Here is an 18,539-nt window from a genome sequence, read left to right as displayed (position 1 = left end):
TAGAGAGGGCGCTCCAGCCCAGGTCGCCAGCCGTCACCGGGGAGGTACGGCGCGAGCGAAGTCGTCCCGATCCCATGTTACCGCGCGGCGTCGATCATCAGCAGCGCGAGCTGCGTGCCGTTTTGTGCGCGGGCGATCGCCTGTTCGGCCTGGAATTCGACACTGGAAAGGACGTTTGAGACGCATGCCGACTGGCGGGCAGATTCGGCAGCACCGCGAAGACCAGTGCGGCAGACGCTGCGCGCTGCGCTTTTCAGCCGGGTGTCGAGGCGCTCGCGATCGGCCGTGCGGGTCAGGCTGAGATCATCGACGCGGACTTCGACGGCGCGATTTTCGGTCGCGACAGCCACGGCGGGGGCAGCAGTGAGCGAGAGGGCGAGGATCAGCGTGCGGGTCACCATGTCTATTCTCCTTGGATCGACGGGGTCTTGGTCAACTCAACCTGTCTTCATGTCAGGTATGCATGACCATATGTCGCGATTCGCTGACCATGTCAATAAAACCTTACAAAAAGTTTTGCACACCTGACCAAGTCGCGCATTTTCGCGCCGTGATGAAAGGCGGGGAGCCTTGACCGTGCGCCGCCGCTAGGCCAATGCGGCGGCGATTTTTGCACCTGCGAAGGAATTGCGGCTGTGGCCGACGGGGCGGACAAGACACCACTCAGCTTTCAGGACATGATCCTGACGCTGCATAATTACTGGAGCGCGCGCGGTTGCGCGATTTTGCAGCCCTATGACATGCGCGTGGGGGCGGGGACTTTTCACCCCGCGACGACGCTGCGCAGTCTCGGTCCCGAGCCGTGGAACGTCGCCTATGTCCAGCCGAGCCGCCGGCCCACAGATGGCCGCTATGGCGAGAACCCGAACCGGCTCCAGCATTATTACCAATATCAGGTGATCCTGAAGCCGTCGCCCGCCGACCTGCAGGAGCAGTATCTCGGCTCGCTGGCCGCGATCGGCATCGACCCGCTGCTCCACGACATCCGTTTTGTCGAGGATGACTGGGAATCGCCGACGCTCGGCGCGTGGGGGCTGGGCTGGGAAGTCTGGTGCGACGGAATGGAAGTCACCCAGTTCACTTATTTCCAGCAGATGGGCGGTTTCGACTGCAAGCCCGTCGCGGGTGAGCTCACCTACGGGCTCGAGCGCCTCGCCATGTATATCCAGAATGTCGACAATGTGTACGACCTGCGCTTTTCGGACGCGGTCGGCGATGTCGCTGCGGTCAGCTATGGCGACGTGTTCCTGGAAAACGAACGCCAGTTCTCGAAATGGAATTTCGAGGTCGCCGATACCGATACGCTTTTCGCGGGCTTCAAGGCCGCCGAGGAAGAGTGCAAGCGCGCGATCGCGGCGAATGTCCCGCTCGCCGCCTATGATCAGGCGATCGAAGCGAGCCATTTGTTCAATCTGCTCCAGGCGCGCGGCGTGATCAGCGTGCAGGAACGTGCCAACTATATGGCGCGCGTCCGCGACCTCGCGAAGGGCAGCTGCAAGGCGTGGATCGACAGCCAGTCCGAACGCTGGACCGCAAAATATCCGGGGTGGACGCTGTGACCGACTTTCTTCTCGAACTGCGCAGTGAGGAAATCCCGGCGCGGATGCAGGCCGGCGCACGCGCCGAGCTGGAAAAGCTGTTCCGCGCGCAACTGGGCGCCGCGGGCCTCGAAGCTGGCGACCTCACCATCTGGTCGACCCCGCGCCGCCTTGCGCTGATCGCCAAGGGGCTGCCCGAAGCGACCGCGGCCGTCAGCGAGGAGCTCAAGGGGCCGCGTAGCAGCGCGCCGCCGCAGGCGCTCGAAGGCTTCCTTCGCAAGACCGGCCTGACGCAAGAACAGCTCGAAGACCGCGATGGCGTGTATTTCGCCGTGATTGACAAGCCCGGCCGCGCGACCGTCGAAGTGCTTGCCGAGGCGATCCCCGCGATCGTTCGCGGCTTTTCGTGGCCCAAGTCGATGCGCTGGGGCAAGGAAAGCGCCAGCAGCGAAAGCCTGCGTTGGGTCCGCCCGTTGTCGGGGATCGTCGCGATCTTCGGCGAAGAGCTTGTGCCATGTGAAGTTAGCGGGATTTCTGCAGGTTTCGCGACGCGCGGCCACCGCTTCCATTGCCCGGGCGAGATCACGATCGGTTCAGCGTCCGATTACGCCGAGAAGCTGCGCGCGTGCCACGTCATTGTCGACCATGAGGAACGGCAGGCGATCGTCCGCGACGGCGCCGCCAAGGCCGCGGCCGACGCCGGGCTGACGCTCGTCGAGGACGAGGGGCTGGTAATCGAGAATGCCGGCCTCACCGAATGGCCGGTTCCGCTGCTCGGCCGCTTCGACGAAGCGTTCCTCGAAGTGCCGCCTGAGGTCATCCAGCTCACCGCGCGCGTGAACCAGAAATATTTTGTCGTGAACGGCGCCGACGGCAAGCTGGCGAACGGCTTCGTCTGCACCGCCAACATCGACGCGAAGGACGGCGGCGCGGAGATCGTCGCGGGCAATCGCAAGGTGCTCGCAGCGCGGCTGTCGGATGCGCGCTTCTTCTGGGAACAGGACCAGAAGAAGACGCTCGCGCAGCACGCCGAAAAGCTGGCGAACATCACCTTCCACGAAAAGCTGGGCACCGTCGCCGACAAGGTCGAACGCGTCGCGAAGCTGGCCGAATGGCTGGCGAGCGAAGGCATCGTCCCGAACTGCGAACCCGGGCTCGCGCGGCAGGCGGCCGAGCTGGCGAAAGCCGATCTCGTCACCGAAATGGTCGGCGAATTTCCCGAACTGCAGGGCCTGATGGGCGGCTATTACGCCCGCGCCGAGGGCTTGCCCGATGCGGTCGCTGATGCGATCCGCGACCATTACAAGCCGGTCGGGCAGGGCGATGACGTGCCGACTGCGCCGGTGACAGTGGCCGTAGCGCTGGCGGATAAGCTGGACAGCCTAATTGGCTTCTTTACCTTTGGAATGGTTCCGACCGGCTCGAAAGATCCATTTGCTTTAAGGCGAGCGGCGTTGGGTGTGCTCTCTTTGATTCAGGCGAACGGCGTTCGGCTTCATGTGCTCTCCGCCTTCAATGCGCTGGTCCAACAGTTGCCGATTAACGCGCAGGCGCTGAAGGACTATCCGCCGTTCGGTAGTGTCGATGTAAACTTCATCGCGCTTCTCGACTTCTTCGCCGATCGCCTCAAGGTCCAGCAACGCGAAGCCGGTGTCCGCCACGACCTGATCGACGCGGTGTTCGCGCTCGGCGGCGAGGATGATCTTGTTCGCCTGCTCGCCCGCGTGAAAGCGTTGCAGGCGTTCATGGCGACCGAGGACGGCACCAATTTGCTCGCGGGCTACAAGCGGGCGGCGAATATCCTGAAGCAGGCGGGCAAAGATACTGTCATCCCAGCGAAAGCTGGGATCAATGGCGATAGTGCGCCGACGATGGCGGCCCCAGCTTTCGCTGGGGCGACGGAAATGGATAAGGCGCTGCTCGCGGCGCTCGACGCCGCCGAGCCAGCGGCTTCTGTCGCCGTCGCCGACGAACGCTTCACCGACGCGATGGCCGCGCTCGCGTCGCTCCGCGCCCCGATCGACGCCTTTTTTGACGGCGTGATGGTCAACGACCCCGATGAAGCGGTCCGCGCCTATCGCCTCGGCCTGCTCGCGCGATTTACCGGCGCGGTGCATGGCGTCGCCGATTTCTCGAAAATCGAGGGCTGATCCTACGGCCCCTTTGAACGAACGAAGCAAAACTGAATCGACGAAGAGCGATTGCATACCTACCCAGCCGCAACCTCCTCCCCGGGGCAGCAGGAGCATATGATGACGAAGATGGTGCATTTGTTCGGCGGCGCGGCCACGACGGCCGAGCGTTCGAAGGAATTGCTGGGCGGCAAGGGGTCGAACCTCGCCGAAATGGCCTCGATCGGACTGCCGGTGCCCCCGGGCTTTACGATCACCACCGACGTCTGCACCGCTTATTATGCCAATGGCGAGCAATTCCCGGCCGGGCTGGTCGAGGATGTCGCCGCGGGCATCGCGCATATCGAGGGGATCACGGGCAAGAAATTCGGCGATGCGGCCGATCCTTTGCTCGTCTCGGTCCGTTCGGGCGCGCGCGTGTCGATGCCGGGGATGATGGATACCGTCCTCAACCTCGGGCTTAATGACAAGACCGTCGTCGGCCTGTCCGAAGCGTCGGGCGATCCGCGCTTCGCGTGGGACAGCTATCGCCGCTTCGTCCAGATGTACGCCGACGTCGTCATGGGGCTCGACCATGCCGAGTTCGAAGAAGCGCTGGAAATCGCGAAAGAAGACAAGGGCTTCTATCTCGATACCGAGATGTCGGCCGAAGACTGGCAGGCGCTGGTCAAGGAATATCAGGCGATCGTCGAGCGCGAGACCGGGGCGCCTTTCCCGCAGGAGCCGAACGACCAGCTGTGGGGCGCGGTCGGCGCGGTGTTCGCGAGCTGGGAAAGCGACCGTGCGAAAGTTTATCGCCGCCTGAACTCGATCCCCGCCGAATGGGGGACCGCAGTCAATGTGCAGGCGATGGTGTTCGGCAATATGGGCGACACCTCGGCCACCGGCGTCGCCTTCACGCGCGATCCCGCGACCGGCGAGCGCGCCTGGTACGGCGAATGGCTGATCAATGCGCAGGGCGAGGACGTTGTCGCGGGCATCCGGACGCCGCAATATCTCACGAAAATCGCGCGTGAAAAGGCGGGCGCCAAGCCGCTGTCGATGGAAGAGGCGATGCCCGAGACCTTCACCGAGCTCGGCGGCGTCTTCGACACGCTCGAAACGCACTATCGCGACATGCAGGACATCGAGTTCACTGTCGAACGCGGGACTTTGTGGATGCTGCAAACCCGTTCGGGCAAGCGCACCGCGAAGGCGGCGCTGCGCATCGCGGTCGAAATGGCCGCCGAGGGGTTGATTTCGGAAGAGGAAGCCGTTGGTCGCGTCGATCCGGGCGCGCTCGACCAGCTGCTCCACCCGACGCTCGACCCCGATGCGCCGCGCGATGTGCTCACCAAGGGGCTGCCAGCCAGCCCCGGCGCGGCGTCGGGCAAGATCATGTTCACCGCCGACGGCGCCGAAAAGGCGGCCGAAATGGGCGAGGCCGTGATCCTTGTCCGCGTCGAAACCTCGCCCGAAGACATCCATGGCATGCACGCCGCGAAGGGCATCCTGACCGCGCGTGGCGGCATGACGTCACACGCCGCCGTGGTGGCGCGCGGTATGGGCCGTCCGTGCGTCTCGGGCGCGGGCGGGCTGTCGATCGACGGCAATGCACGCGTGTTGCGTGTTGCGGGCCGTGAACTTCGCGAAGGCGACATATTGACCCTCGACGGCTCGACCGGCGAAGTGATGGCGGGCGAGGTCAAGACGTTGCTCCCCGAACTCGTCGGCGACTTCGGTACGCTGATGGTGTGGGCCGACAAGGTCCGCCGCATGAAGGTGCGCGCCAACGCCGAAACCCCCGCCGACGCGCAGGTCGCGCGCGACTTCGGTGCCGAGGGCATCGGGCTCTGCCGCACCGAGCATATGTTCTTCGACGCCGCGCGTATTACTGCGGTGCGCGAGATGATCCTCGCCGACAGCGAAGCTGGCCGCCGCGCCGCCCTCGCCAAGCTGTTGCCCGAACAGCGGGGCGATTTTGCCGCGATCTTCGGCGTGATGGCGGGACTTCCGGTGACGATCCGCCTGCTCGATCCGCCGCTCCACGAATTCCTGCCGACGCGCGAAGAGGATTTCGCCGATGTTGCCGCTGCGGCAGGCGTGGGTATCGAAGCGCTGAAGGCCCGCGCGAACGAACTGCACGAATTCAATCCGATGCTTGGCCATCGCGGCTGCCGTCTCGGCGTCACCTATCCCGAAATCTACGAGATGCAGGCGCGCGCGATTTTCGAGGCGGCGTGCGACGTCGCCGCCGAAACGGGCGCAGCGCCGATTCCCGAGGTGATGATCCCGCTGGTGGCGACGCGCCGCGAATTCGACCTGATGAAGGCGGTCGTGGATAGCCAGGCCAAGGCGGTGTTCGCCGAAAAGGGGCGCGAGATCGCCTATCTCGTCGGCACGATGATCGAGCTGCCGCGCGCCGCGCTGATGGCGGGCGAGATCGCCGAGAGCGCCGAATTCTTCAGCTTCGGCACCAACGACCTGACGCAGACGACGATCGGCATCAGCCGCGACGATGCGGGACGCTTCCTCACGCAATATGTCGACAAGGGCATTTTCCTGACCGACCCGTTCGTCAGCCTCGACGTTGAGGGTGTCGGCCAACTGATCGAGATCGCCGCTGACCGGGGTCGCAAGACGCGTTCCAACGTCAAGCTCGGCATCTGCGGCGAGCATGGCGGCGACGCGCCTAGCATCCATTTCTGCGAAAAGACGGGCCTCGACTATGTTAGCGCCTCGCCTTACCGTGTCCCCATCGCCCGGCTCGCCGCCGCCCAGGCTGCGTTGAAACAGGGCAAATAACCGGGGGCAACCGCATGAAGAGCTGGCACCGCTATACGATCACTTTGGTGGGCGGATTGGCGGTGGGGCTCGGCGCGGCATGGGCGCTCACCACCGGCGGGCTGCGCGACGGCGGGATCGAAAATGGTCCCTGGTCGACCTCGCTCGGCTATGGCACCAAGGCGACCGATCCGATCACGCGCGCCGCGGTGGCGCGCGGCGGGCTGCTGGCGCTCCCGGCGAAGGAAACGATCTATTGGTCGGCCAAGACCGACGCCGCTGGTGCGAAGCTCGACGGCAATTGCCGTTACAGCCTGTCGGGCACGCCGCTCGACGCGCGCTGGTGGAGCGTCACCATCTATGACGAGGCGGGCTATCTGGTCGTCAATCCGGCGAATATCTGGTCGGTGAACGGCGCCAACGTCGCGCTCGATGCCAAAGGCGAATGGCGCGTCACCATCTCGCCGTCGAAGCCCGCTGAGGGCGCGTGGCTGCCGGGGACGAAGGGGCAGCCCTTCCACCTGACCCTTCGCATGTACAATCCCGGAAAGGCCTTCCGCGCCAATCCCGAAAAGGCCGCGCTGCCGAAAATCGTGAAGGAGGGCTGCTGAGATGCGCAATTGGCTCGGCCCGCTCGCCTTTGGCCTCATCGTCGCCGCTGTTACAGCCTATGCCGCGATATGGGCGATTCCCTATGGCCTGATGAATGTCGCGATCGAGCGGCTGGGGCAGGGCGGTATCAACACCATGTCCTATGGCAATCTCGCGACGCCCGAGCGTCAGCCGGTCGTGCGACCGAGCCCCGATCTCGCTTATTCGAGCTGTCCGTATAATATTTCGAACGGCCCGATCGCCATCGACGTCACGCCGGTTCCCGGCCGCTACACCTCGCTCAGCATCTTCGACACCGCAACCGACGTGATTTTCGTGCGCAACGATGTCGAGGCAGGCGGCAAGCCGTTTCGAATCATCGTCGCGCGCGAGGGGCAGGCGGTCCCAAAAGGCGCCGAAGTCGCTCGCACGAACCATGATCATGGCATCGCGCTGATCCGCATTTTGCTGAAAGAGCCCGCGGAAATCGGCGCGCTCGACGCGATCCGCCGCCAATCGTCGTGCGGAACGGTCACAAAGCTGAAATAGGGGGTTGCGCCCCCGCACAACGGGTCTTAAAGGCGCCTCTCCACGCACCCGTAGCTCAGCTGGATAGAGCATCAGACTACGAATCTGAGGGTCGGACGTTCGAATCGTTCCGGGTGCGCCATTCCCCTTCTGTCATTGCCCAAAGGCGACCAGAACCGCGGGTTTTCCAAGCTATAGATTGTCTTCACCTGCCCGGTTGCGTCGGGTGGCGCTTTCAGCAGTCGCGCATCACGCGTCGGATAGCCTGCAGTCGATGCGCATGAGCATTTCAGCGCCACCGAACGCTTCTGGTGACTGTGAGCGACGCGATCTGAATGGTTCGGGAAATGGCGGAGCGGGAGGGATTCGAACCCTCGATACGCTTTTGGCGTATACTCACTTTCCAGGCGAGCGCCTTCGACCACTCGGCCACCGCTCCGCATGCACTGGAAGGGGCGCCCTAATCGCTTGGCGGGGCTTTCGCAAGCCGATTGGGCATGGCAGACAGATGGCATGAAACATCTGCTCCTGACGGCCGTTGCCGCCGCGTCGCTTGTCCTTCCCGCACTCGCCCAAGAGCCCGCACCGATCCCGTCGCCGGGCGAGATTGTGGCCTCTGCGCCGGCGAGCGACTGGATTGCCATCGCGCCATCGGACCTGCTCGTGATGGACCTCGCGCCCGATGCCAAAGGCAAGCCGCGCCGCGTGGTCATCCAGTTGATGCCCGCGCCGTTCAGCCAGGGATGGATCGGCAACATCCGCAAACTCGCCGCCGCGCACTGGTGGGACGGGACGAGCGTGAACCGCGTGCAGGATAATTATGTCGCGCAATGGGGTGATGCGACCGAGAAGAAGGCGCTTCCGAGAGGGTTGGCGACGGTGGCGGAGAGTGAATATCAAACGGTCGGCGATGGATCGATCAAGACGGTCTGGACGAGCAATGGCAAGCAACCCGCGCGAACAATGATGGTGGTCGTCCCGACACCGAAAACACCGCCGTCCAAGAAGGTCGCGGACCCCTATGCCAGCTCCTACGCATTTGTCGCGGGAATGCCGCTTGCGGTCCTGTCGAAGGTGGAGCGGGGCCAGGCAAAGACCAGTGCAGAGGGTGAACGCCTGCCGATTTGGGATTATGCAGTGATCGACAAGGCTTGGCCGGTGCATTGCTATGGCATGGTCGGGGTCGGTCGGAACCTGTCGCCCGACACGGGATCGGGCGCGGAACTTTATACGGTGATCGGCCACGCCCCGCGACACCTCGACCGCAACATAGCAGTCGTCGGCCGCGTGATCGGTGGAATCGAGCATTTGTCGAGCCTGCCGCGCGGCACCGGTGCGCTTGGTTTCTACGAAGACCCGGCCGAACGTGTGGCGATTGCCTCGATTCGCCTTGCGACCGAGCTGCCTGCAGCGCAGCAACCGCGCTTCGAATATTTGTCGACAGAAAGCGAAACCTTCGCGCGCTATGCCGATGCCCGCCAAAATCGCCGCGACCCCTTCTTCATCCTTCCGGCGGGCGGCGCCGATATCTGCAATATTCCGGTGCCGGTGCGTCCGGTCGTCGCGAAGTAGCATCTTGGAAGATTTCACCGTCACGACGCCGCTTTGGCGCTGGCAGTCGGCGACGGCGCCGGCGGCGTGGTTCTTCGTGACCATCGCGGGCGAGGCTGCCGACGGGATTCGCATGGCGGCGATCACGGGCCAATGGCTCGACGGGCGCAAGGGATTCGGATCGGCTCGCGTCGAGGCGAATATTGGCGATACGCACTGGAAGACTTCCGTTTTTCCGCACAAGGAAAGCGGCGGCTGGTTGTTGCCGGTCAAGGCAGCCGTCCGAAAGGCGGAAGGGTTGGCCGAAGGCGATCCGGTAACGGTGACCGTCAGTCTTTAGGCGGGGTTTCGGCCTTCGCATCGCGCGTCTGCGCCTTGCGTTTGCGCAGATTGGCGCGCAGCGCCTCGGCGAGGCGGCGCTCGCGTTCGATATCGGCGGGGGAGGGCGTCTTGCTCACCCGAAGCGCCATGCCCGCGAAATTGCCGCATCGTCAAGCCTCGCGGCTTGACAGGCGCAAGGCACCCCGCCATAGGCCGCGCCTGCCCAGCGAACATGTGTTTGCCGGCGCCCCGGTTGCTGCTGTAGCTCAGTGGTAGAGCGCGTCATTGGTAATGACGAGGTCGACAGTTCAATCCTGTCCAGCAGCACCATTTTCCAGATTTTGAGAACCGGCCCGAAGGGGCTCGCACGGTGCCTTGCCGGTCAGATTTTTGCCGCGAGCAGCCAGTCGTGGAACAATTTCACCGCCGGCTGGCGCAGCGCGCGCGGGCGGCACACGAACCAATAGCTGTACGGGCTGTCGACGTCGAAATCGAACAGGCGGACGAGGCGCGGATCGTGCGCGTCGTCGAAATGATGGCCGTGCATGAAGGCGACGCCGATCCCCTGCGCCGCGGCCTCCAGCATCAGTGGCCCCGAATCGAAATAATCGATCCCCGCCGGTTCCAGATAGGGCATGCCGATCGCCTTCTTCCATTCGGTAAAGGTCTCGGGCATCTCGCGGTGGAGCAGGATCGTCATCCGCTGCATCTGTTCGGGCACGGTGATCGCGCGGTCACCGTCGGTCAGCGTCCGCGACGCAATCGGGAACACCTTGTCCTGGTCGAGCCGTGCCGCATAGAGCACGGGGTCGATCGAGCGGGCGAGGGCGATTGCGGCGTCGATGCCGTCACCCAGCCGCGCTTCGGCATGCGACATGGTGTCGATGTCGATATGGAGTTCGGGATGTTTGCTGCGCAGTTCGGGAAGGCGCGGAAACAGGCGCTGCTGCGCAAAGAGCGGCAGGACGTTGAGGTGCAGGCGGAGCGAGGCGTCGGGGCTACCGACCTGTTCGATCACCGTGCGCAGTTCGTCGAGGATCGGCGACAATTGTTCGTGCAGCGCCCGGCCCGCTTCGGTCAGACTGAGCCCGTGATGATGGCGGTTGAACAGCGGCCGGCCGACGGCATGTTCGAGCGTCTGGATGCGGCGCGATAGCGCGGGCATCGACAAGCCGAGCTCGATTGCGGCCGCCTTGACCGTGCCGTGGCGGGCGACCTCCAGAAAGGCTTCCATGCTGCTGATGGGGGGAAGGCGTGGCATATCGGTTACCGATGATGGCATGACCTTGGCGGACAAGCCAGAATTTTGTGCAGTGCGTCATAAGTTGCTGCGGTGCCGGGGGTCGCAAATCGGGAACCACCATCCTATCTTCGCATTCTGACCATTTTGCGGGAGACACGCCTTGGCCGATGCAGCGGTAAAAGAAAAACAGGTGAAACTGCAGGTCGCGAATTCGCGTGCCGAGGAAAGCGGTGGCGGGATTGCGCGCATTCCACGCTCTGCGATGGCCGAACTCGGCGTGACGGAAGGCGATATCGTCCAGATCAGCGGCAAGCGGCAAACCGCCTCGCGTGTCGTGTTGCCCTATGCCGAAGATGAGGGGCTTGAAGTCATCCGTCTCGACGGCCTTCAGCGCGCCAATGCGGGCGCGGGCGCTGGCGATATGGTGGAACTGAGCCGCATTGAAGCGCGTCCGGCCACGCGGGTTGTTTTCGCGCCGGCGCAGGAGAATTTGCGCCTTCAGGGTTCGGCCAATGCGTTGAAGCGGAGCTTCTTCGGCCGTCCTGTGGTCGCCGGCGATACGGTCGCGACCGCGGGGCAACAGCGGGTGGAGTCGGGCGATATGCCGCCCCAGCTCCGCCAGATGCTCAACGCGCCGGCCTATGCGCTGGCCGAGGTGCGCCTGCTCGTCGTTTCCGCCACCCCCAAGGGGGTCGTCTTCATCGACGAGAATACCGAAATAGAACTGCTTCCCGAGTATCAGGAGCCGCAGGACGCCCGCCGTACCGACGTCACCTATGACGATCTCGGCGGGCTGGGCGAGACGATCGATCAGCTTCGCGAGATGGTCGAACTGCCGCTGCGCTATCCCGAACTCTTCCAGCGCCTCGGTGTCGATCCGCCGCGCGGGGTGTTGCTGCACGGCCCGCCGGGAACGGGCAAGACGCGCCTCGCGCGCGCCGTTGCCAATGAAAGCGACGCCCAATTCTTCCTGATCAACGGCCCGGAAATCATGGGTAGCGCTTACGGCGAGTCCGAGAAGCGGCTGCGCGATGTGTTCGAAGCTGCGGCAAAGGCTGCGCCGTCGATCCTGTTCATTGACGAAATCGATTCGATCGCGCCGAAGCGTGGGCAGGTGCAGGGCGAGGCTGAAAAGCGCCTCGTTGCGCAGCTGTTGACGCTGATGGACGGGCTGGAGCCGCGAACGAACCTTGTCGTGATCGCCGCGACCAATCGCCCCGATGCCATCGACGAGGCACTGCGTCGTCCCGGCCGTTTCGATCGAGAAATTGTGATCGGCGTTCCTGACGAGAGCGGGCGGCGCGAAATCCTTGGCATCCACACACGCGGCATGCCGCTGGCTGAGAATGTCGACCTAGCGGAACTCGCGCGCACGACCTTTGGCTTCGTCGGCGCTGACATGGCGGCTCTGACGCGTGAAGCTGCGATCGAGGCGGTGCGGCGGATCATGCCGAAGCTCGATTTGGCCGAAGGGACGATCCCGGCCGAGGTGCTCGAAGAACTGCGCGTGACACGCGAGGACTTCAATAACGCGCTGAAACGCGTGCAGCCGTCGGCTATGCGCGAAGTGATGGTGCAGGCGCCGAAAACGCGCTGGAGCGACATCGGCGGGCTCGATGCTGCACGCGACAAGCTGATCGAAGGGATCGAGCTGCCGCTGAAGAATCCCGAGGCATTCCGCCGGCTCGGTATTCGTGCGGCAAAAGGTTTTCTGCTCTACGGCCCGCCCGGAACCGGAAAAACCTTGCTCGCAAAGGCCGCGGCACGCGAATCTGATGCCAATTTCATTTCGATCAAATCGTCGGATCTGCTCTCGAAATGGTATGGCGAGAGCGAGCAGCAGATTGCGCGGCTTTTTGCGCGCGCGCGCGCGGTGGCGCCGACGATCATCTTCATCGACGAACTCGATAGCCTGGTGCCCGCGCGTGGCAGCGGGGCATCGGGCGAACCGCAGGTGACCGAACGTGTCGTCAACACGATCCTCGCCGAGATGGACGGGATTGAGGAGATGCAGTCGGTGGTCGTCATCGGCGCCACGAACCGCCCGAACCTGATCGATCCGGCGCTGCTTCGCCCGGGCCGGCTCGATGAGCTGATCTATGTGTCGGTGCCGAACGCGGAAGGCCGCAAGCGCATCCTTGAAATCCAGACGGGCAAGATGCCGCTGGCGAAAGATGTGGACCTTACGGTGCTAGCTGAAAAGTCGGATCGCTTTACCGGCGCTGACTTGGAGGATCTGACACGCCGCGCCGGTCTTGCTGCGCTCAAACGCTCGCTCGACAGCGACACGGTGACGATGGCGGATTTCGAAACCGCGCTGAAGGACACCCGCGCCTCGGTCACCGAGGCGATGGAAAAGGATTATGAAAAGATCCAGGGCGAGATCAAGCAGGCCGCGATGAGCGTCGATCCGATCGGCTTCTTCGCGCCCGGCATGCTCAAGCCCGTCCGCGAGCGCAAGCACGACGACGCGACCGACTAAGGCCGCTGTTCCGTGGGCTGGTTCGGTTTCAGCGCCGACCAGCCCCACAGGACCAGCCAGCCGCAAAAGCCCGCCATCAGGCCATACGCGACCATCGCGTGCCAATTATAGAGCAGCACACCGATCGCGGGCGACACAATATAGGCCGATCCGTTGATCGACGCGGTCATGCCTGCGACGCTTCCCTGATCGCGGCGCGGCACCGACAGCGATGCGCCCGCAGTGAAGCCCGGGCGGAAAAGCCCGAAGCCGAGCGACGCAAGCGCGAAGCCGATGATGATTCCGTGGAAGTCGTACGACAGGCCGGTCATCACTGTCCCGAGGCCGCCGAGGGTGGCGCCGCAGAGCACCGCCGTGCGCGGCGACATCTTAAGCAACGGGATCAAGCCCCATTGTGAGAGCAATGTTGCGAAGGCGCCCGCCATCAACACGATCCCCGTCATCGCGGCACCCTCGTCGGGGCGCAGCCGCAGATGCAGACGATCGAGAATCAGGAAACCAATGACGCCGAGCACCATCGCTTGCGCTTGTCCGCCGAACAGCCCGGCAAGGAGCCAAGGCCGCACGCGCTTGTCGGACCACTTAAGGGGAGGGTGGGGTTCGCTCGGATCGAGAACTTGCTCTTCGGCCTCTTCTGCCGCGGTTTGCGGCGAGGCCCCGGTCGTTGGATAGGATACGATCGCGCCGCGCGCAGCAAAGCGCGGAACATCGTCTGGCAGGCGCCATCGCAGAGCGATCAGGACGCCGAGTCCGATCAGTGCAAACACCAGCAACGGACCGGCGAGACCGACGAAGGGCAAGATAAAAAAAGGCGCGATAGCCGGGCCGATCACCGTACCCAAACCGAATGACGACGACACGAGCGATAACGCCTGCGTCCTCTGTTCGGGGTCTGTACGTGCAGCGACATAAGCTTGCACGGCGGGTGGGGCCGCCGATCCGAGCCCTCCGTAAAGGCTTCGAAAAAGCGCAAAAAGGATGAAGGTCGTGCCTGCGGCGAGCCAGCCCGACAGGCCCAGCCACAGCATGACGCCGCAAAGCGCCATCGACGAGAGAAAGCCGATCACGCCCAACGCCATAAGCGCCTTGCGGCCGCGCTTGTCCGACTGGCGCGCCCAATGCGGCGCGGTGAGTACCCAGAGGAGCGCCGACCAGCTGAATGCAAGGCTGACCCAGACGTCCGGAATATGCAGCTTCGCGCCGATTGCGGGCAGGATCGACTGCATTGCCGTGTTGCCGGCGGCGGCGACGAGCATCACGGCAAACAGCACCGCCATGCGATCGGAGGGGATGGAATGCGATGTCGTCGCCATGTTCGCCCCTCCTTGCGCGCGGTCGGTAACGCCGCCTCTCCCTACACGCGGAGGTCCGTCTGTCCAGAGTCAAGACAGACTCTTTCCTTGCGCCCCGGCGCCGATTTTGCCACGCCTTTGGCAACCGCAACAACGCGAAAGCCATCATGACCAATCCGCGGGCGCAGGCCCAAGAAAAGAAAGCTCCGCTAGGCCGTCGGCTGCGCGAGGGCCTCAAACGCTTTTTCGGGCCGTGGGGCATGTTCGTCCGCGGCTTTATCAAGCATCCGGTGATGGTCGGGTCGATCGTGCCGTCGTCACCGACACTGATCCGCCACATGCTGAAGCCCGTCGACTGGAAGAACACGAAATTGTTCGTCGAATATGGCCCCGGGGTCGGCACCTTCTGCCGCCCCGTACTTGAGCGTATGTCGGGCGACGCGACGCTGATCGCGATCGACACCAACGAGGATTTTATCGACTATCTCCGGAAGGACATCCGCGACAGCCGTTTCATCGCGGTCCACGGCTCCGCCGCCGACGTCGAGGAAATCGTGCGCGCGCACGGCTTCGAACAGGCCGATTATGTGCTCTCGGGGCTGCCGTTCTCGACGCTGCCCGCGGGTGTCGGTCCGGCGATTGCCGCCGCGACGCACCGTGTGCTTCGCCCCGGCGGCGCTTTTCTCGTCTATCAGTTCCGCGCCCGCGCGCGGGATTTCCTCGCGGCGCATTTCAGCCGCATCGACAATGCGTTCGAATGGGTCAACGTCCCGCCCTGTTTCCTGTTCTGGGGCTGGAAGGACTAAACTTCCGGGTCGGGGTCGCCGAGCCCGAAGTTCAATTTTCGCGATACCGTATAGTCGACGACGCCGACGACGAACCATGCGAGCGTCCAGCGAAGCCGCGTCAGCCAGCTGGCGCGCGCCTTGTGCGAATCCGGCGTAACGACCTCGCAATCGGGTCGCAACTGGCCGAGGAAATTGCGCATCTTTTCGGCGAAGCCCGCGTCGGCGATGCGAACCATCACCTCGACATTCACGAACAGGCTACGGACGTCGAAATTGGCGGATCCGATATAGACGACATCGTCGATGACGATCAGCTTCATATGCAATTTGCACGGCTGATATTCCCAGACAGCGGCGGTCTTGCGCAGCAAATAGCCATAGAGCAGCCGCGATGCGCCGATCGTCGCGGGATTGTCCGACTTGCCCGCCATGACAAATCGCGCGCGCCCGCGTTGCGCGACGCGCGCGAGCCGGCGAAGCATGCCTTGGCCGGGCGAAAAATAGGCCATCGCCATGTCGAGTTGCCGCGCGTCTTCGAGATCGGCGCGCACCGCGCGCGCCCATGGCGACAGCCGCTGGGTCGGCCCGCCGACCAGCCACGACACCGCGCCGCCGTCGACCGGCCATTCGCGTATCAGCCGCCGCAGCATCAACAGCTTGCCGTCGTCGTTGACGGTGTAATCGTGGATTTCGGCGAACCATTGCGTCGCGCGCGCGACGGTCGGTCCCCTGACGATCATGCCGATATCGAACCAGCAGTCGCCGCGCGGCGGGCTGAGATAGGCGTTGGCGATGTTAAACCCGCCGGTGATAGCGATATATTCGTCGATCAGGATCAGCTTCTGATGGTTGCGGATCAAATAGGTCGAGCGCCAGCGCCGCGAAAAGAAGGTGACGCTGCCGCCCGCTTCGCGCAGCGGTGCGAACAGGCCGTCGGGCGTGTCGCCCGACCCAAAGCTGTCGATGACGGCGCGCACGCGAACGCCGCGCTTCGCGGCAAGCAGCAAGGCATCGACGATGCGGGTGCCCGCCGCATCGGCCTCGAAAATATACATGATGATGTCGATGCTGTGCGCCGCGCCGTTGATGAGTTCGAGCAGGCGCGCAAGTCGCTCTTCGCCGTCGAAAATCAGCGCGACCCGGTGCCCGGCCACGTCGGCTGTCAATCGCTGCGACAAATCGACATTGCTATGGGCCTCGGTCATCATCCCGGTCATAGGCCGGTGTCCGCAAAGCCCGCAAGGGTAGCGCTTTGATTGACATTGCGCGGCCGGGCTGCTAGCGCGCAGCGCTTGCCGCCATGCCCCCTAAAAGGGCTGGCCTCTCCTATACCTAAGGAAACAATATGGCCCGCGTTACCGTCGAGGATTGCGTCGACAAAGTTCCCAACCGTTTCGACCTGGTTCTGCTGTCGGCGCACCGCGCCCGCGAAATCTCGGGTGGTTCGGAGCTGACCGTCGATCGCGACCGCGACAAGAACCCCGTCGTGGCGCTGCGCGAGATCGCCGAGCAGACGATCCGTCCGAAGGATCTCAAGGAAACGCTCGTCGGCTCGATGCAGAAGGTCGTCGTCGACGACGACGATACGCCCGATGAAATCAGCTCGATCAGCCGCTCGGCCGAAGCGCTTCGCCTGACCGCCGCTGCGCCGCCGCGCAGCCCCGCGGGCGGTGGCAGCGACTTCGAATAAGCGCTGCATCAATCGATCACCAAGGGGGCCGCAGGAAACTGCGGCCCTTTTGTCATGGCAGGTGGGTCAGCTCGGCGATGCGGATCGCCTTCGATGCCAGCATGGGTTCCAGTATCCGCTGGATACGATAGGCGCGCGGCGAGCCGACCTTGATATTGAACAGGCTGTTCGCGATCACGTCGGCGATCTGGACGCCGTCGCTGCGCTTGCTGTCGGCCAGCGATGCGCGGCCCCATTGGCCGAGCCCCGCCTGTATCTCTTCGCGCACATGCGACAATATCTTCGGGTCATAGCGCCCGTCGTCGATCACGACGTCGGTGCAGACGCCTCCCGTTTCGGGCAGCCAGTGACCCACGGCGCTGTTGAGCAATGCGCCGTAAAGCGCGAGGTCGCTGGGCAGGGTGCCGCCTGGGTTCTGTACGAGCTTGTCGCGCTCGGCGACGGCGACCCAAGCGCGGCCGCCCGCGCGGTCGAAGAGCTCGAGCAGATAGGCGCGCTCGACGATGCTGATCCGGCTGCCTTTCAGCTCACCGCGGAGCCCGGTCACGCTGCGAAAGCGTGCGTGGATGTCGGCGGCCGCCTTGGGCGTCAGCATCACGGCCGAAAAGGTCATCACGCCAGTGTTGAGGCCGCCCGATTCATCGCAATAGATGGTCATTCGAAGTTACCGTACGCGCCCGAAAAAGGCGACCGACCGGCTCTGCCCCGGTGCAATCGCGTCGGACCATTGCCAGCGGACGTGGGTGACGTCGGAAGCGGTCGCAGGGCGGGGCGGGGCGCCTTCGACCGGAACGGTCAGCGAGGCCAAAGCGCCAAAACTCTTGCCACCGTCGGTGGAGACGCCGAAGCCCGCTTGATCGGTCGTGCCGTCGAACATCAGCGCTTGCGGGATCGGATTGGCGATGACGACACCCGACGCGGCCTTTGTGCCGTTGTTCGTGAAGATAACCGAGATGCGTACCCTGTCGCCCGGAACAACGACGTCGGGCGTGACATAAGTTTTGGTCGCAGGCTGCCCGTCTTGACCTGGGGTCGATTTTTCCAGTTCGACCTTGCTTGTCAGCTCCCCGCCATTCTGCGCGAGCGCCGGTTGCGCGCCGATCGCGACGAGCGCAGCCGCAGCCAGAATATCCCACTTCTTGCCTATCATCTCGCTCTCCCTTGGTCCTCGTCGTACCATTGGCGCATCAGGCGGGGCAGGGATAGCGTTTCTTCATCAGCGCATCGAATGCCGAATAAACGCTCACCGATTTGCGGACCTGCACCGGATAGCGGCGCAAATGCGCGAGCCATTCCTCGGGCGACAGCGACCCGGATTCGGGAGGGCAACTGGTGGTCTTGCGACCTGCCTTACGGTCGGCGTCGATCCGCGCCTTGTAACGTTTACCCGCCGCGATCACTTCGCCCTTGAGCTGGTTCCCTTGCGGCGTCGCAAGGGCAAGCGGGCCCAGTCGCGAAATAGAGTCAGCGCGGGTCAGAAAGGCGGCGACGCTCATGTCCCCCGGCGCCATAGCGCACAGGAAGGGAGCGGCGAGCAGGGCGGGCAAGATACGTGCATATGTCCCGTTGGTCATATGCCGCAACTTGCCCCCAGCCAATGAATAGTCCCTGAATCGAAGG

Annotated in this window: 18 protein-coding genes and 3 tRNA genes; 12 read left to right on the top strand and 9 right to left on the bottom strand. The window is 64.0% G+C overall.

Going from position 1 to position 18,539, the window contains the following annotated elements; all coding sequences use genetic code 11:
* Positions 1–77: 77 nt before the first annotated feature.
* Positions 78–401: a UrcA family protein gene (locus GGC65_RS03820; protein WP_192645951.1), complete on the bottom strand. Its 324-nt coding sequence runs from the start codon at positions 399–401 to the stop codon at positions 78–80.
* A gap of 276 nt (positions 402–677) precedes the next feature.
* Here GGC65_RS03820 and GGC65_RS03815 point away from each other — a divergent pair, with 276 nt between their 5' ends.
* The 6 genes from GGC65_RS03815 (at position 678) to GGC65_RS03790 (ending at position 7,694) form a co-directional block, all read left to right on the top strand.
* Positions 678–1,559 carry a glycine--tRNA ligase subunit alpha gene (locus GGC65_RS03815; protein WP_192649380.1) on the top strand — a complete coding sequence of 294 codons (882 nt, stop codon included), beginning with the start codon at positions 678–680 and terminating at the stop codon, positions 1,557–1,559.
* Complete coding sequence (glyS, locus tag GGC65_RS03810) at positions 1,556–3,688, top strand: glycine--tRNA ligase subunit beta (RefSeq protein ID WP_192645950.1); 2,133 nt, start codon at positions 1,556–1,558, stop codon at positions 3,686–3,688. The genes GGC65_RS03815 and glyS overlap by 4 nt, the downstream gene beginning before the upstream one ends.
* A gap of 102 nt (positions 3,689–3,790) precedes the next feature.
* The gene (gene ppdK / locus GGC65_RS03805; protein ID WP_192645949.1) at positions 3,791–6,454 is read left to right on the top strand and encodes a pyruvate, phosphate dikinase; all 2,664 of its coding nucleotides are present in this window, start codon (positions 3,791–3,793) and stop codon (positions 6,452–6,454) included.
* A gap of 14 nt (positions 6,455–6,468) precedes the next feature.
* Complete coding sequence (locus GGC65_RS03800) at positions 6,469–7,044, top strand: DUF1214 domain-containing protein (protein WP_192645948.1); 576 nt, start codon at positions 6,469–6,471, stop codon at positions 7,042–7,044.
* 1 nt (position 7,045) lies between these two features.
* Positions 7,046–7,573 carry a DUF1254 domain-containing protein gene (locus tag GGC65_RS03795; protein WP_192645947.1) on the top strand — a complete coding sequence of 176 codons (528 nt, stop codon included), beginning with the start codon at positions 7,046–7,048 and terminating at the stop codon, positions 7,571–7,573.
* 44 nt (positions 7,574–7,617) lie between these two features.
* Positions 7,618–7,694 (top strand) — tRNA-Arg (locus tag GGC65_RS03790).
* A 206-nt stretch (positions 7,695–7,900) separates the two neighbouring features.
* Here GGC65_RS03790 and GGC65_RS03785 read toward each other — a convergent pair.
* Positions 7,901–7,991, bottom strand: a tRNA-Ser gene (locus GGC65_RS03785).
* A 74-nt stretch (positions 7,992–8,065) separates the two neighbouring features.
* Here GGC65_RS03785 and GGC65_RS03780 point away from each other — a divergent pair.
* The gene (locus GGC65_RS03780) at positions 8,066–9,124 is read left to right on the top strand and encodes a peptidylprolyl isomerase (RefSeq protein ID WP_192645946.1); all 1,059 of its coding nucleotides are present in this window, start codon (positions 8,066–8,068) and stop codon (positions 9,122–9,124) included.
* A gap of 4 nt (positions 9,125–9,128) precedes the next feature.
* Positions 9,129–9,443 (top strand): DUF1905 domain-containing protein, encoded by a 315-nt coding sequence (locus GGC65_RS03775; protein WP_225940663.1) that lies wholly within the window; start codon positions 9,129–9,131, stop codon positions 9,441–9,443.
* Here GGC65_RS03775 and GGC65_RS03770 read toward each other — a convergent pair.
* Positions 9,433–9,573: a hypothetical protein gene (locus GGC65_RS03770; RefSeq protein WP_192645944.1), complete on the bottom strand. Its 141-nt coding sequence runs from the start codon at positions 9,571–9,573 to the stop codon at positions 9,433–9,435. The genes GGC65_RS03775 and GGC65_RS03770 overlap by 11 nt on opposite strands.
* 106 nt (positions 9,574–9,679) lie before the next feature.
* Here GGC65_RS03770 and GGC65_RS03765 point away from each other — a divergent pair.
* Positions 9,680–9,754, top strand: a tRNA-Thr gene (locus GGC65_RS03765).
* A 52-nt stretch (positions 9,755–9,806) separates the two neighbouring features.
* On the opposite strand, the gene GGC65_RS03760 is transcribed toward GGC65_RS03765, so the two are convergent.
* Complete coding sequence (locus GGC65_RS03760; RefSeq protein WP_192645943.1) at positions 9,807–10,685, bottom strand: LysR substrate-binding domain-containing protein; 879 nt, start codon at positions 10,683–10,685, stop codon at positions 9,807–9,809.
* 142 nt (positions 10,686–10,827) lie between these two features.
* Between GGC65_RS03760 and GGC65_RS03755 the strand changes: the two genes are divergently transcribed.
* Positions 10,828–13,149: a CDC48 family AAA ATPase gene (locus tag GGC65_RS03755; protein ID WP_192645942.1), complete on the top strand. Its 2,322-nt coding sequence runs from the start codon at positions 10,828–10,830 to the stop codon at positions 13,147–13,149.
* Here the strand turns inward: GGC65_RS03755 and GGC65_RS03750 are convergent.
* Positions 13,146–14,462 carry an MFS transporter gene (locus tag GGC65_RS03750; protein WP_192645941.1) on the bottom strand — a complete coding sequence of 439 codons (1,317 nt, stop codon included), beginning with the start codon at positions 14,460–14,462 and terminating at the stop codon, positions 13,146–13,148. The two genes, GGC65_RS03755 and GGC65_RS03750, sit on opposite strands and share 4 nt — an antisense overlap.
* 146 nt (positions 14,463–14,608) lie before the next feature.
* On the opposite strand from GGC65_RS03750, the gene GGC65_RS03745 reads away from it, so the two are divergent.
* Entirely contained in the window at positions 14,609–15,247 is a 639-nt protein-coding gene (locus GGC65_RS03745) for a class I SAM-dependent methyltransferase (RefSeq protein WP_192645940.1), read from the top strand.
* Here GGC65_RS03745 and GGC65_RS03740 read toward each other — a convergent pair.
* Complete coding sequence (locus GGC65_RS03740; RefSeq protein ID WP_225940662.1) at positions 15,244–16,446, bottom strand: phospholipase D-like domain-containing protein; 1,203 nt, start codon at positions 16,444–16,446, stop codon at positions 15,244–15,246. The genes GGC65_RS03745 and GGC65_RS03740 overlap by 4 nt on opposite strands.
* A gap of 128 nt (positions 16,447–16,574) precedes the next feature.
* On the opposite strand from GGC65_RS03740, the gene rpoZ reads away from it, so the two are divergent.
* Positions 16,575–16,919, top strand: coding sequence for a DNA-directed RNA polymerase subunit omega (rpoZ, locus tag GGC65_RS03735; RefSeq protein ID WP_062181454.1), 345 nt, complete (start codon positions 16,575–16,577; stop codon positions 16,917–16,919).
* Between the two features lie 52 nt (positions 16,920–16,971).
* On the opposite strand, the gene GGC65_RS03730 is transcribed toward rpoZ, so the two are convergent.
* From GGC65_RS03730 to GGC65_RS03720, 3 genes are read right to left on the bottom strand one after another with little or no spacing between them, the layout of a single operon-like run.
* On the bottom strand, positions 16,972–17,577 hold the full coding sequence (locus GGC65_RS03730) for a DUF3800 domain-containing protein (protein ID WP_192645939.1): 606 nt from the start codon (positions 17,575–17,577) through the stop codon (positions 16,972–16,974).
* Positions 17,578–17,583: 6 nt separating this feature from the next.
* Positions 17,584–18,069, bottom strand: a complete 486-nt coding sequence (locus GGC65_RS03725; RefSeq protein WP_192645938.1) for a DUF11 domain-containing protein — start codon at positions 18,067–18,069, stop codon at positions 17,584–17,586.
* A gap of 37 nt (positions 18,070–18,106) precedes the next feature.
* A complete protein-coding gene (locus GGC65_RS03720; protein ID WP_225940661.1) occupies positions 18,107–18,415 on the bottom strand; it encodes a hypothetical protein in 309 nt (102 codons plus the stop codon).
* Positions 18,416–18,539: the final 124 nt, after the last annotated feature.

The sequence above is a fragment of the Sphingopyxis sp. OAS728 genome, from assembly GCF_014873485.1.
Lineage (GTDB): Bacteria > Pseudomonadota > Alphaproteobacteria > Sphingomonadales > Sphingomonadaceae > Sphingopyxis.
The sequence above is the reverse complement of the archived record's forward strand: the minus strand, read 5'-3'. Positions and strand labels throughout refer to the sequence as shown.

Coding starts and splice junctions, on each gene's coding strand:
- GGC65_RS03750 (WP_192645941.1), bottom strand. CDS start 14,462: ATGGCGACGACATCGCATTCCATCCCCTCCGATCGCATGGCGGTGCTG.
- ppdK (WP_192645949.1), top strand. CDS start 3,791: ATGACGAAGATGGTGCATTTGTTCGGCGGCGCGGCCACGACGGCCGAG.
- GGC65_RS03720 (WP_225940661.1), bottom strand. CDS start 18,415: ATGAGCGTCGCCGCCTTTCTGACCCGCGCTGACTCTATTTCGCGACTG.
- GGC65_RS03800 (WP_192645948.1), top strand. CDS start 6,469: ATGAAGAGCTGGCACCGCTATACGATCACTTTGGTGGGCGGATTGGCG.
- GGC65_RS03725 (WP_192645938.1), bottom strand. CDS start 18,069: ATGATAGGCAAGAAGTGGGATATTCTGGCTGCGGCTGCGCTCGTCGCG.
- GGC65_RS03760 (WP_192645943.1), bottom strand. CDS start 10,685: ATGCCACGCCTTCCCCCCATCAGCAGCATGGAAGCCTTTCTGGAGGTC.
- GGC65_RS03815 (WP_192649380.1), top strand. CDS start 678: ATGATCCTGACGCTGCATAATTACTGGAGCGCGCGCGGTTGCGCGATT.
- GGC65_RS03820 (WP_192645951.1), bottom strand. CDS start 401: ATGGTGACCCGCACGCTGATCCTCGCCCTCTCGCTCACTGCTGCCCCC.
- rpoZ (WP_062181454.1), top strand. CDS start 16,575: ATGGCCCGCGTTACCGTCGAGGATTGCGTCGACAAAGTTCCCAACCGT.
- GGC65_RS03770 (WP_192645944.1), bottom strand. CDS start 9,573: ATGGCGCTTCGGGTGAGCAAGACGCCCTCCCCCGCCGATATCGAACGC.
- GGC65_RS03745 (WP_192645940.1), top strand. CDS start 14,609: ATGACCAATCCGCGGGCGCAGGCCCAAGAAAAGAAAGCTCCGCTAGGC.
- GGC65_RS03795 (WP_192645947.1), top strand. CDS start 7,046: ATGCGCAATTGGCTCGGCCCGCTCGCCTTTGGCCTCATCGTCGCCGCT.
- GGC65_RS03740 (WP_225940662.1), bottom strand. CDS start 16,446: ATGACCGGGATGATGACCGAGGCCCATAGCAATGTCGATTTGTCGCAG.
- GGC65_RS03780 (WP_192645946.1), top strand. CDS start 8,066: ATGAAACATCTGCTCCTGACGGCCGTTGCCGCCGCGTCGCTTGTCCTT.
- GGC65_RS03730 (WP_192645939.1), bottom strand. CDS start 17,577: ATGACCATCTATTGCGATGAATCGGGCGGCCTCAACACTGGCGTGATG.